This window comes from Pseudooceanicola sp. NS-SX8 (genome assembly GCF_057380755.1).
Genome location: NZ_CM170819.1, coordinates 4,594,431 through 4,607,500, shown reverse-complemented (window position 1 = coordinate 4,607,500; position 13,070 = coordinate 4,594,431). Strand labels below are relative to the sequence as shown.

Genomic DNA, 13,070 nt, shown 5'->3' with positions numbered 1-13,070 from the left:
GATTTGACATCGTAAAGAGAGATATCAATCAACCTCATCTCCCGCCGCGCGTAAGCGGACCGGGACGTTGGAGTGGCCTTCGGGCCGAGCGGATGAGAAGGACGCCAAGCCTTCCGCCCGTGTGCTTCTTCGAAAAGAATGAGTGTTGTCCAAGTCAAGTACACTAACCCGAGCAACTGCGGTTGCTCATAGTCTGGACGTAGTCCAGGCGGGAAATGTATGACTTCTGATCCAGAACAGAGTGTAGCGGACGAACCAGCCCGCGGAGCACGCGACAGGTGACTGTCTTCTTCTGGATCGGATCAAGCGCGAGAAGGGCGTTTGGTGGATGCCTTGGCAGCAAGAGGCGATGAAGGACGTGATACTCTGCGATAAGCTAGGGGGAGCCGAGAATAGGCTTTGATCCCTGGATCTCCGAATGGGGCAACCCACCTGACAGTTTGATATAATCACCGCAAGGTGGCCTATATTGAGCTGAACCAGGTACTTCTTACCTGAACACATAGGGTTTGAAGAGCAAACCCGGGGAACTGAAACATCTAAGTACCCGGAGGAAAGGAAATCAATTGATACTCCCCTAGTAGCGGCGAGCGAACGGGGACCAGCCGAGCCTTGAGTGTGAATAGAATGGTCTGGAATGGCCAACCATAGTGGGTGACAGTCCCGTATATGAAGCATGATAGGACGTATTAAGTAGGGCGGGACACGTGAAATCCTGTCTGAAGATCGGAGGACCACCTTCGAAGGCTAAGTACTCCTTGCTGACCGATAGCGAACCAGTACCGTGAGGGAAAGGTGAAAAGCACCCCGACGAGGGGAGTGAAACAGTACCTGAAACCGAACGCCTACAATCAGTTGGAGGGCCCTTGCGGCCTGACAGCGTACCTTTTGTATAATGGGTCATCGACTTGGTCTAACGAGCAAGCTTAAGCCGATAGGTGTAGGCGTAGCGAAAGCGAGTCTTAATAGGGCGTTGAGTTCGTTGGATCAGACCCGAAACCGAGTGATCTAGGCATGACCAGGATGAAGGTACGGTAACACGTACTGGAGGTCCGAACCCACACCTGTTGAAAAAGGTCGGGATGAGTTGTGCCTAGGGGTGAAAGGCCAATCAAACTCGGAGATAGCTGGTTCTCCGCGAAATCTATTTAGGTAGAGCGTCATCCGAATACCCCGGGGGGTAGAGCACTGGATGGGTAATGGGGCCCCACAGGCTTACTGATCCTAACCAAACTCCGAATACCCGGGAGTACTAGATGGCAGACACACTGCGGGTGCTAACGCCCGTAGTGGAGAGGGAAACAACCCTGACCTCCAGCTAAGGCCCCCAATTCATGGCTAAGTGGGAAAGCAGGTGGGATGTCCATAACAACCAGGAGGTTGGCTTAGAAGCAGCCATCCTTTAAAGATAGCGTAACAGCTCACTGGTCTAATCAAGACGTCCTGCGGCGAAGATGTAACGGGGCTCAAGCCATGAGCCGAAGCTGAGGATATGCATAGCATATGGTAGCGGAGCGTAGTGTGACATAGCTCCATGCGTCCTTACTTCCTTCGGGAAGATTGGACGCAAGGAGCTTTCTGTGAAGCCGGCCTGTGAGGGATCCGGTGGAGAGATCACTAGCGAGAATGATGACATGAGTAGCGACAAAGAGTGTGAGAGACACTCTCGCCGAAAGTCCAAGGGTTCCTGCTTAAAGCTAATCTGAGCAGGGTAAGCCGGCCCCTAAGTCGAGGCAGAAATGCGTAGACGATGGGAATCAGGTTAATATTCCTGAGCCGTGCGGTGGTGACGGATCTCGAAGGTAGTTCATCCTTATCGGATTGAATGGGCTGCTTAGAGGTTCCTGGAAATAGCCCCGCTTTAAGACCGTACCCTAAACCGACACAGGTGGACTGGTAGAGAATACCAAGGCGCTTGAGAGAACGATGTTGAAGGAACTCGGCAAAATACTCCCGTAAGTTCGCGAGAAGGGAGCCCGGGTTCAAGGCAACTTGGATCCGGGGGCACAAACCAGGGGGTGGCGACTGTTTACTAAAAACACAGGGCTCTGCGAAGTCGCAAGACGACGTATAGGGTCTGACGCCTGCCCGGTGCCTGAAGGTTAAAAGGAGGGGTGAGAGCTCCGAATTGAAGCCCAGGTAAACGGCGGCCGTAACTATAACGGTCCTAAGGTAGCGAAATTCCTTGTCGGGTAAGTTCCGACCTGCACGAATGGCGTAACGACTTCCCCGCTGTCTCCAACATCGACTCAGCGAAATTGAATTGCCTGTCAAGATGCAGGCTTCCCGCGGTTAGACGGAAAGACCCCGTGCACCTTTACTACAGCTTCACACTGGCATCAGGCACAACATGTGCAGGATAGGTGGTAGACTTTGAAGCAGACACGCCAGTGTCTGTGGAGTCATCCTTGAGATACCACCCTTGTTCTGCTTGATGTCTAACCGCGATCCCTTATCGGGTTCCGGGACCCTGTGTGGCGGGTAGTTTGACTGGGGCGGTCGCCTCCCAAAGCGTAACGGAGGCGCGCGAAGGTTGGCTCAGAGCGGTCGGAAATCGCTCGTTGAGTGCAATGGCAGAAGCCAGCCTGACTGCGAGACTGACAAGTCGAGCAGAGTCGAAAGACGGCCATAGTGATCCGGTGGTCCCAAGTGGGAGGGCCATCGCTCAACGGATAAAAGGTACGCCGGGGATAACAGGCTGATACTGCCCAAGAGTCCATATCGACGGCAGTGTTTGGCACCTCGATGTCGGCTCATCTCATCCTGGGGCTGGAGCAGGTCCCAAGGGTACGGCTGTTCGCCGTTTAAAGAGGTACGTGAGCTGGGTTTAGAACGTCGTGAGACAGTTCGGTCCCTATCTGCCGTGGGTGTAGGATACTTGAGAGGAGTTGCCCCTAGTACGAGAGGACCGGGGTGAACGATCCACTGGTGGACCAGTTGTCATGCCAATGGCAGTGCTGGGTAGCTATGATCGGACAGGATAACCGCTGAAGGCATCTAAGCGGGAAGCCCCCCTCAAAACAAGGTATCCCTGAGGGCCGTGGTAGACCACCACGTCGATAGGCCGGAGATGTAAGTGCAGCAATGCATTCAGTTGACCGGTACTAATGGCCCGATAGGCTTGATACGATCCAGTAGAAGTCAATCACTTCTGCTCAGAAGTCACTAAGACAACAGATTGATATCTCTCATGTGGATTTTTCCTCGGTCTGGTGGTCATAGCACGAGCAAAACACCCGGTCCCATCCCGAACCCGGAAGTTAAGTGCCGTCGCGCTGATGGTACTGCGACTTAAGTCGTGGGAGAGTAAGTCGCCGCCAGACCTAGAAAAAATCCATCACGATGTAACAAAAACCCCTCGCTGCAGATCGCAGTGGGGGGTTTTTGCTTTGCGCCAGAGCCCTGGGCAAGACGTCCGGCGTGCAGCCTCCCGGCAGCCTCGGAACGCCGCCCGAAACGGCCCGAAATCCGTCCGCGGATCGCCCCGAAAACGCCCCCGATCACAATACGCAGTTCTTTGCCCAACCCCCTGATATCCCCCGATCTAAACGTCGGTATTACGTCGGTATCACAGCGGTATCACGACTGTCCGAAATCGCACTCCGAAGAAGAGGACTAGGCCACACGTACAGACCCGCCGCAGGCAGGGAAACGGGGTGGGTTTGGCATCCGTGGGAAGAGAGGAGCAGGTCGCAGCGGGACCGGGAGTTGCCCGTGTAAGGGAGAGCGGCAAGACAGTGGCGAGGTGTGTTCGCGACGGAGGCACGGGCAGACCCCAGGCGCCAGGGGCTGGGCAAAGGGAGCGCACCGCAGAGGCAGAGGTTTGGTCCCTGCGTGGGAGGCTGACGACGGTGGCGGAGGGCTGCGCGCCGAGGAGAGAGCTGAGAGGCGTTAAGGAGTTTTCAAGACTCTTGTGGATGGGGAAAAGGGCCAGGGCTACACAGGTCATATCTCGTTAAACTTGTGTGGAGCCTGTCATGGATCCCTTAACCCTCCTGTCGGTGGGCATGCTCTCTGTTGCCGATTACGACAAGCAGCTTCATTTGCTGGCCGGGACGGCGATCACCGTCGCGGCGCAGGAAATGCGGCTGGACCCGATCGAAACCTGCCTGCTGAGCCTCGGCGCGGGGCTTGCCAAGGAAGCCTGGGACCGGGGCGGACGGGGGAATGTCGAGTTTTCCGACATGGCTGCCACCGCCTTTGGCTGTCGGTTCACCATCCGCTTCTGAGACAGCGCCCGCCCCGACGGGCGTAAGCCGAAACTGTGGGCCGTGAAGGTGTTCCGTGGCGCGCCGGTGCTTATGCCAATCGCTGCCCCGTTGCCATCTGCCCTTGGGCGCTGACGAGGTGGCGGGGGCGGCACGGGTGGCGGCCGGGTTGGATGGGCGTTGGGTGAGCCGCAGGAAAGCCCCGCCCGAAAGGGACCGGACGGGGCTTGGAGGCGGCCCAGTTGGAAGCTGCCTCGGGGATCAGGTGCCGCGGATCAGAAATCGGGGATCAGAAGATGCCGAAGTATTCCCGCTGTTCCCATTCGGAGACGGTGGAGAGATAGCGCTTCCATTCCGCCCGCTTGAGGACCGACATGTAGTCGACGAAGCCTTCGCCGAGGGTTTCGCGGTAGAGCGTGCCCTCTTCGAAGGCCTCGATCGCGGCGATGAGGCTGGGCGGCAAGGCGGGGGCATCGCTGGAATAGGGCACCTCGACCGGCGCGGGGGCCTGCAGGTTGCGTTCGATGCCCAGGGTGCCCGACAGCAGCTGGGAGGCGAAGTAGAAGTAGGGGTTCGCCGTCGGGTCGGCCACGCGGTTTTCCACCCGGCTGGCGGCATCGCCCGCACGGATGAGGGAACGGACCATGGCGCCCCGGTTGTCTTCGCCCCATTCGATGCGATCGGGCGCCAGCTGGAACGGCTGGTAGCGCTTGTAGCCGTTCACCGTGGGCGTGGTCAGAAGGCAGCTTTCCTTGGCGAAGGCCAGCAGGCCCGCGATCCAGTTGCCGGCCAGATCCGGCAGCGCGCCGTCCTCTTCGGGGATGAAGAGGTTGCGGCCCTCTGCATCGGTCAGGGACTGGTGCAGGTGCCAGCCGGAGGAGGCGCTGTTTTCCACACGGGGGCGGCACATGAAGGTGGCGTGCATGCCTTCGCGGGCGCAGACCTCCTTCACCATGGTGCGGAACATGATCATGTTGTCCGCATGGGTCAGGGGATCGGCCGGTTCGAAGGTGAATTCGAACTGTGAGGGGCCCATTTCAACCTCTGTCGAGCGGACGGGCAGGCCGAGCGCCTGGGCCTGGCGGCGGAGCATGTCCATCACCGGTTCGAGGCGGTCGTAGTTGGCTTCCGAAAGGTACTGGTAGCCCTGGTCGAGCAGGCGGGTCTGCGGGACAGTGCCGGGCATGCCGGTTTCATGGTGCGCCAGGGATTCCGTGACCCGGTCGAAGACGTGGAATTCGACCTCCAGCCCGACGGTGAGGGCATAGCCGTGCCCGGCGAGCCGGTCGATGGCGCTGCGGAGCATGGGGCGCGGGGCGAAGGGGATGGGCGTGCCGTCCTTGGCGACGGGATCACAGAAGATCCAGGCGGAATGCGGGCTCCATGGCAGGACGCGGAAGGTCGTGGGATCGGGCACCAGGAGCATGTCGGCGGCCCCGGCCATGCTGGCGGGCGTGCCGGACCCGGCGCCGTCCCAGATCGGGAAGACGGTGCGGTTGGAGGTATCTTTCAGCAGCAGGGTGCCGGGCAGGTTCACGCCGGAGCGGAAGACCGAGGCGAGCGCGCCGGCGGCGACCGTCTTGCCGCGCAGGAGGCCGTGCTGATCGGCGAAGACCACGCGGACCGTCTCGATCGGGTCCGCCTCGAGCCGCGTGAGCAAGTCGGCGGCCTGCTGTACCGCCTGGGGGCTGAGCAGCCCGTCCCGGGCGAGCTGCCCGCTGCCGATGCGATCGAGATATTCGGAAGTCATAGTGCCTTTTCCTTCGTGGCTCGTTTCCTGGCGGACGTGCGGCGGGCCGTCGGGTTCAACCGGCGGCCCGCCGCAATGGCATGTGCGCGCGGGTTATTCCGCGGCCTGGTTCAGGGCGTCCCAGCCGCAGGCGCGGCGGCGGGCCAGATCCTCGTTCACGTAGGCGGCGTTGACGTCGCCGTCCTGCGCGATGGCGTCGATGGAGATCGGGCCCTTCACGTGTTCCAGGTCATCCGCCTGCATCAGCAGTTCAGCGTCGCGCCCTTCCTTGACCGCTGCAATCGCGGCGCGCAGCATGCGGCGGTAGCGGATGATCGCGGCGTCGGATTTGCCCAGATGTTCGTCGGTCCGGTCCTGGATCGCGCCCATGCTTTCGACCGCCCACTGGTCGTGGACGTTGATGTCGAGGCCCATGCCCGTGTAGGTGAGCGTTTCCTGCTCATCGGGGTTGTAGCCGTACATGTTGGACTTGTTCTTCTTCGGCGCGTAGTCGGGAAGGGTGTGTTCCTTCAGGCGCTGTTCCATCATCAGCTTCTTGTCGACGGGTTTGTCGAAGCTGGTGAAGATGGAATACCAGTAGCAGGTGCCGTCATCGACGGGGACGTGCCACTGGGTGATGGTCATTTCACGCGACATCGGGATGCAGATCGCCTCGGGGAAGATCTGGTTGGTGATGCGGACGTGGGTGCGGCCGTCTTCCATGTGGCGCAGGGCGGTGATCTTCAGGCCGTAGTCGGTCTGATCCGCGGTGACGTCGGGCCGCGGGTAGTCGCGCAGCAGCTTGGTCATCGGGATCTCGGTATTGGCGGCCTTGTCGCGGAACTGCTTGCCGTAGCTGTCCTCGGGGTCTTCGTCCTGCAGGAAGCGGTGCAGGAAGGAGGCGTGGGCCGGGTCGATGCCCACTTCCATCGCCTGCAGCCAGTTGCATTCCCACAGGCCCTTGAAGGCGAAGACGTGGGTGTCGGGCGCAGCGAAGCAGTCGAGCGCGGGGAAGGCGGGGGCTTCACCGGGGCCCATGTAGGCCCAGACGATGCCGGCGCGTTCGACGACCGGATAGGCGCGGGCCTTGATCTTTTCGTGCATGCGGGAGCCTTCGGGCTCCGCCGGTTGTTCGACGCACTGGCCGGTGCGGTCGAAGTGCCAGCCGTGGAAGGGGCAGCGCAGGCCGTTGTCTTCGAGCCGGCCGAAGCACATGTCGGCGCCGCGGTGGGGGCACTGGCGCTGGATCAGGCCCAGGTTGCCTTCCTCGTCGCGGAACAGCACGAGGTCTTCGCCCAGCAGGCGCACGGGGACGACGGGGCGCTTCTGTTCCAGCTCGACGCTGAGCGCGGCTGGCTGCCAGTAGCGGCGCAGCACTTCGCCGGTGTCGGTACCGCGCCCGACGCGGGTGAGGCTGTCGTTCAGTTCTTGGCTCATCATGGTGGTTGTCTCCTCTGGCTTTCTTGCTTGTCGGATGGTCCGGCGGGCGCGTCAGGCGTCCTGGCCGGCGGGTTCTCGGATCGCGTCACGCAGGCGGATGCCTGTATCGATGGCGCGGGCAGGGTCGAGCAGGGTATCGCTGCCGATCAGTTTGCGCGCAGCAACATGATCGGTCACGGAATTCAGGGAATAGGCGGCCAGAAGCCGCCCGTCGGCGTCCAGCTGGAGCAGGGAAAAGGCGCCGGCTTCGGGATCGCCGCGCACCAGAAGTTGTGCATCCGGCGCGGGGAAGCCCGCCATCTGGATCTTCAGCTCATACTGGTGGGACCAGAACCACGGCACGGCGAGGTAATCTTCCTCTGCCCCCATAAGCACCGCCGCAAGGTGGCGGGCCTGGTCGGTGGCGTTCTGGATCGATTCGATCCGCACCGGGCCGGGCACCAGCGCCGAAGAGAAGCTGGCACAGTCACCAATGGCGAAGATCGCCGGATCGGAGGTCTGCAGCTGCCCGTTGACGGAGATGCCCCCGGCCTCGATCGCGAGGCCCGCGGCCTCTGCCAGTTCGATGTTGGCAAGGCAGCCGATGCCGGCGACGACCATGTCGCAGTCCAGCCGCGTGCCATCCGCCAGCACAAGTGCGGTGATCTTGCCCTTCTCGATCACGGGGGTATCGACCCCGACGCCGATGCGCAGATCCACGCCCGCCGCCCGGTGACGGGCCAGCACCGCTTCGGTCATCCGGCTGGGCAGGGCGCGCGCCAGGCAACGCGGGGCGGCTTCGATCAGGGTCACGTCGGCGCCATGTTCACGGGCCGCTGCCGCGACTTCCAGCCCGATGAAACCACCGCCGATGACGGCGATATGCATCCCGGGCTTCAGGGCCTCGCGGATCTGGCGCGCGTCGGCGATGTCGCGCAGGGTCGCGATGTTGGAAGCCCGCCAGGGCAGGGTGCGGGTGCGGGCCCCGGTGGCCAGGACCAGGTGATCCCAGCCATGGGTTTCGCCCTTTGCCGTCAGGGTCTTCGCGGCAGGGTCTATGGCGTCGACCGGGGTTTCCCCGTGCAGGGTGATTTCCGACGAGCGGAAGAAGACCTCGCCTTTCAGCACCATGGGATCGGGGCGGTCTTCCAGCAGGAAGCCCTTGGACAGGTCGGGCCGCTGGTAGGGCAGCCCGGCTTCGGCCGAGAAGAGGTCGATCGGGCCCTGCCAGCCACCGGCGCGCAGCGCCTGGGCGGCCTGAACGCCCGCGTGGGAGGCGCCGATGATGGCCACCCGGCCCTTGGGATCAGCTGCGGACATCACGCCACCTCCGGTACGGTAAAGACGGCGCCGTCGAGGTCGGCGGTGACGGTGATCTGGCAGCACAGGCGGCTTTCGGGGCGGCGGGTGGCCTCTGCCTCGTCCAGCATGGCGTCTTCGTCATCCTCGGCCACGCCGGCCAGGGCTTCGGGGGCATAGACATGGCAGGTGGCGCAGGACAGGCTGCCGCCGCATTCGCCTTCGATGCCGGGGACATTGGCCATGACGGCGCTTTCCATGACGGAGGTTCCGGGCGTGGCCGCGACTTTCATCTCGGTGCCGTCCGCTTCGCGGAAGATAAGGGTTACGGGGTTGCTCAAGATTGGCTCCTTCGCTGTTCATCCGCAGGGCGGAAAGTTTGGTCGATTATCGCACGTGTGGTCGATTTTTCCATTGGACGTGCGAAAACCTGAAAGGGGGCAAGCCGGGGCACCTTAGAGGCGCCCCGTCAGGAGAAGGGATATGGCGGGGAAGGCGAGCAGGATGCCGAGCCGGACAATGTCGGAAAGCACGAAGGGCAGCACGCCCACCATGATCTTTTCCAGCGGCGTCCCGCGTGAGGCGCTTTTCACCATGAAGAGGTTCATGCCGACCGGCGGGGTGATCAGGCCCAGTTCCACCGTGACCACGGCGATGACGCCGAACCAGATCGGGTCGAAGCCATTGGCCATGATGATGGGGAAGAAGATCGGCACGGTCAGCAGGATCATCGCCAGGCTTTCCATGAAGCAGCCCAGGATGACGTAGAAGATGAGGATCCCGAAGAGCACCTGCCAGGCGGTGAAGCCGCTGTCGGTCAGGTAGCCGACGAGGGCGGAGGAGAGCTGCGAGGTGGTCAGGACGAAGCCGAAGACCTCTGCCCCGATGAGGATCAGGAAGATGGTGCCGGTGGCAGCGATGGTTTCGACGAAGGCGGCGACGAGTTCCGCGCGCGGGATGCGGCGCCAGAGCGCGAAGACCAGCGCCAGCGCCGCGCCGACGCCGCCTGCTTCGGTGGGCGTGAAGAGGTTGCCGTAGAGCCCGCCCATCACCAGCCCGAAGAGCACGAGGGAGGGCGCGAAAAGGCGCAGGGTTTCGAAGCGGCGGGGGGTGCCGGGGGTGGCTTCCGGAGCGGCGGCTTCCAGGGGGGTGGGGGCCAGGCCGGGATCGGGTTTCCAGATGCCCGCCATGATGAAGATGGTGACGATGTAGAGCGCATAGGCCAGCACGCCGGGCAGGATGCCGGCCAGGAACATGTCACCCACCGATTGTTCGGTGATCAGCGCGTAGAGCATCAGGGCGATCGACGGCGGGATCAGGATGCCGAGCGTGCCGCCCGCCGCCAGCGAGCCGGTGGCCAGGCGCAGGTCGTAGCCGTGGGATTTCATCTCCGGCAGGGCGACGCGGGTCATGGTGGAGGCGGTGGCCAGCGAGGAGCCCGAGACGGTGGAGAAGATCGCGCTTGCGGTGACGCCCGCGGCGGCGAGGCCCCCCGACCAGCCCCGCGTCAGTTTCAGCGAGCCGCGGAAGAGGTCGGCGGCCACGCCGGAGCGGGAGATCAGGTTGCCCATCAGCAGGAAGAGCGGGATCAGGGTGAAGGAATAGGAGGTGACGGTTTCGAAGGTCGCGGTCTTCAGCACGCTCATCGCCGGGGCGACGCCGATGATGGCGGCGAAACCGGCAAAGCCCACGCCGACCATGGCCAGGCCGATGGGGGCGCCCAGCAGGACGATGACGAACATCACGATGATGCAGATGGTGCCGATCAGGAGGGGTGTCATCAGCTGAGCTCCCCATGTTGGCCGCGGCTGGTCAGCGCTTCGCGCAGGGCGACGACGGCGAGGGCGGCACATTCGAGGGTGTAGAGCCCGTAGATGAGGAACATGGGGATGCGCAGGTCCTGGGTTTCCTCCTGCCGGGAGAGGGTGGCGTGGGTTTCTTCCCAGAAGAGCTTGCACAGGACGATGGCGAAGATGACGATGCCGACGAACCAGATGCGCGCGATGGTGATGCGCAGGACCTCGGGGAAGCGGTTCACCAGGATGTCGACGGCGATCATGCCGCCCTTCATGGAAGCGGCAAGCGCGGCCAGGGCGATGATGCCCAGCAGGTAGGAAACCTGTTCGATGGCGCCGGGGATCATGAAGTTCACCGCCGTGTCGGTGGCGTCGAAGACGATCCGGGCCAGGACATTGAAGCCGACGACGCAGACCATGTAGAGCAACGCCGCCATGGCAAGGGCAATGCAGGCCTTTTCGATCCAGTCGGCAAGGTGCCGGAGCGCTGAGAATGGCATATGGCTATCCCGGTGTTTCCTGTCGGTGACGGAGGGCCGGGGGGCCCTCCGCCGGTGGTGGCGTCGTTACTTCAGGCCCAGATCGGCGGAGCACTGGGCGACGTAGCCCTTGACCGCTTCGTAGGTTTCGGTGCCCGGCAGGCCCTGGTCGTTGAGTTCCGCGATATAGGCGTCGGAGGCTTTCTGGGCCGCCGCATCCCACCTGGCGCGTTCCTCGTCGCTGAGGGTGATGACGGTGCTTTCCTTTTCCAGCCGCGCCAGGGTGGCGGCGCCGGCCTTGTCGTAGCCCGCACCGGCGGTCACGGCCCACTTCATGCCGGAGTTGTCATCCACGGCCTTCTTCACCTCGGGGGAGAGGGCGTCGTACTTGGCCTTGTTCATCGTGGTGACGAAGGCCAGGGCGTAGAAGCCGAAGATGGTGTGATATTCGGTCAGCTCGTCCAGGCGGAAGCTGTCGACCGATTCCCAGGGCAGCATGTAGCCGTCGATGGCGCCGCGCTGCAGGGATTCGTAGGTGTTGGGCGCCGGCATGCCGACGGGTTCCGCACCCAGTTCGGTCAGCAGGTTGCCGACGACCTGCGTGGGGCGGCGGATCTTCAGACCCTTGAGGTCTTCCAGCGTTTCGACCGGGATCTTGCCGGTGTGCAGGTGGCCCGCGTCGTGGGTGTGCACGAACAGGACGTGGGTATCGGCGAATTCATCGTCCAGCGCGCCGGAATCATAGAGCATCTGGAAGGCGCAGGAGCCCACGGCGCCGGTTTCGAACAGGCCCGGCAGTTCGACGATCTGCGCCAGCGGGAAGCGTCCGGCGGTGTAGCCTGGCACGGTCCAGGCGATGTCGGCGATGCCGGTCTTTGCGTTGTCGTAGCCCGCGACGGCCTTGCCCAGGGTCTGCGAGGGGAAGATCTGCACATCGACGTTGTCGGTGCCGGCTTCCTCTTCGACCGCGGTCGCCCAGTCTTCGAAGATTTCCTGGTTCTGCCAGCTGGCCGCCGACATGAAGTGGGCGTAGCGCAGCGTATCCTTGGCGAAGGCAGGCGACACGAGCCCGAGGGCCATTGCGCTGGTGAGGGCGATTTTCTGAAGCATTGCTATCCGGTACTCCCGTTGGATTGGCTGTGTGGGCTGCCGATTCACTCGGCTTATGAATCCTTTGTGCGATAATGTACCAACTCGTGCAAAAATATTATGCACGTCAAATAAAACTTAGCGGTCGGGCGGTAATCGCCCCGAAATCTGCATCGACTGCTCATATTCTGGACGTCATGGTACGGATGACGAATGAAAGGCCCCCCAGTGACAACCGACATCCCGACCAAGGACATCTCCCTCACCTTTCTGAAGGGGATGACCGTCCTGCGTGCCTTCGACGAGGATCATTCGCGGCTGACCCTGGCGGAGATCTCCCGGCTGACGGGGATCGAACGCGCGGTGGTGCGGCGGCTGGTGCTGACGCTGGTCCACCTGGGCTATGTCCGGAAGGAGGAGAACAAGTATTCCCTGACGCCCCACGTGCTGATGCTGGGCAGCGGGTTCCTGCGGGGCAACCAGTTCGGGCGGCTGGTACAGCCGCTGATCGAGATGTGCGCGCGGGAGCTTGGCTACAGCGTGGGTCTGGCAATGCGGGACGGCAACGGCGCGGTCTACGTGGCGCAGAGCGCGCAGCAGAACACGCGCTATACCTTCGGGTTCACCGTGGGCAGCCGACTGCCGCTGTTGTCGACCGCCATGGGCCGCATGCTGCTGGCCTGGGGCGATGCGCAATGGGCCGACGAGATGCTGCAGACCCTGCCGCTGGAGCGTTTCACCGCAGAGACGGAGATGGACCGGGACCGGGTTGCGGCCCTGGTCATGGAGATACGCGAAAGCGGGGCCAGCGTGGTGAGCGGGGAATTCGAGGCCGGGGCCACCGGGCTTGCCGTGCCCGTCGGCCGCCTGGGCCATTCCCAGGCCGCGCTTGGCCTGTCGGAGCCGCAGAGCGTTGTCCCGCCGGAGCGTCACCAGGCGCTGATCGAGGTGCTGCATCGCTACGCGGGCCAGATCGCGGCGGTCCTGCACTGATGACGGTTCTGCACCGATGATGGGCCCGCGGTTCGCGCGGTGTGCACGCCCCGGAGGG

General features: G+C 62.8%; 9 protein-coding genes and 2 rRNA genes. 4 read left to right on the top strand and 7 right to left on the bottom strand.

Translation table 11 applies throughout. The features are described from left to right. Positions 1-300: 300 nt before the first annotated feature. The 3 genes from AC2IR1_RS21115 to AC2IR1_RS21105 all read left to right on the top strand — a co-directional run bounded on the left by AC2IR1_RS21115 (position 301) and on the right by AC2IR1_RS21105 (position 4,229). A 23S ribosomal RNA gene (locus AC2IR1_RS21115) occupies positions 301-3,129 on the top strand. A 79-nt stretch (positions 3,130-3,208) separates the two neighbouring features. After that, positions 3,209-3,323: ribosomal RNA gene (gene rrf, locus AC2IR1_RS21110) — 5S ribosomal RNA — on the top strand. A gap of 654 nt (positions 3,324-3,977) precedes the next feature. Then, positions 3,978-4,229: a hypothetical protein gene (locus AC2IR1_RS21105; protein WP_486473951.1), complete on the top strand. Its 252-nt coding sequence runs from the start codon at positions 3,978-3,980 to the stop codon at positions 4,227-4,229. A 268-nt stretch (positions 4,230-4,497) separates the two neighbouring features. Here AC2IR1_RS21105 and AC2IR1_RS21100 read toward each other — a convergent pair whose 3' ends face one another. The 7 genes from AC2IR1_RS21100 to AC2IR1_RS21070 form a co-directional block, all read right to left on the bottom strand. Beyond that, positions 4,498-5,958 (bottom strand): glutamine synthetase family protein, encoded by a 1,461-nt coding sequence (locus AC2IR1_RS21100; RefSeq protein WP_486473950.1) that lies wholly within the window; start codon positions 5,956-5,958, stop codon positions 4,498-4,500. Positions 5,959-6,051: 93 nt separating this feature from the next. Continuing rightward, the gene (locus tag AC2IR1_RS21095) at positions 6,052-7,377 is read right to left on the bottom strand and encodes a Rieske 2Fe-2S domain-containing protein (RefSeq protein WP_486473949.1); all 1,326 of its coding nucleotides are present in this window, start codon (positions 7,375-7,377) and stop codon (positions 6,052-6,054) included. A 51-nt stretch (positions 7,378-7,428) separates the two neighbouring features. Then, a complete protein-coding gene (locus tag AC2IR1_RS21090; RefSeq protein WP_486473948.1) occupies positions 7,429-8,676 on the bottom strand; it encodes an NAD(P)/FAD-dependent oxidoreductase in 1,248 nt (415 codons plus the stop codon). Then, positions 8,676-8,996, bottom strand: coding sequence for a 2Fe-2S iron-sulfur cluster-binding protein (locus AC2IR1_RS21085; protein WP_486473947.1), 321 nt, complete (start codon positions 8,994-8,996; stop codon positions 8,676-8,678). Before AC2IR1_RS21085 ends, AC2IR1_RS21090 begins: the two co-directional genes overlap by 1 nt. Positions 8,997-9,110: 114 nt before the next feature. Then, positions 9,111-10,436 carry a TRAP transporter large permease gene (locus AC2IR1_RS21080; RefSeq protein ID WP_486473946.1) on the bottom strand — a complete coding sequence of 442 codons (1,326 nt, stop codon included), beginning with the start codon at positions 10,434-10,436 and terminating at the stop codon, positions 9,111-9,113. Next, positions 10,436-10,951, bottom strand: coding sequence for a TRAP transporter small permease (locus AC2IR1_RS21075; RefSeq protein ID WP_486473945.1), 516 nt, complete (start codon positions 10,949-10,951; stop codon positions 10,436-10,438). Before AC2IR1_RS21075 ends, AC2IR1_RS21080 begins: the two co-directional genes overlap by 1 nt. 66 nt (positions 10,952-11,017) lie before the next feature. Further along, positions 11,018-12,040 carry a TRAP transporter substrate-binding protein gene (locus AC2IR1_RS21070; RefSeq protein ID WP_486473944.1) on the bottom strand — a complete coding sequence of 341 codons (1,023 nt, stop codon included), beginning with the start codon at positions 12,038-12,040 and terminating at the stop codon, positions 11,018-11,020. A gap of 192 nt (positions 12,041-12,232) precedes the next feature. On the opposite strand from AC2IR1_RS21070, the gene AC2IR1_RS21065 reads away from it, so the two are divergent. Then, positions 12,233-13,012: an IclR family transcriptional regulator gene (locus AC2IR1_RS21065; protein WP_486473943.1), complete on the top strand. Its 780-nt coding sequence runs from the start codon at positions 12,233-12,235 to the stop codon at positions 13,010-13,012. Positions 13,013-13,070: the final 58 nt, after the last annotated feature.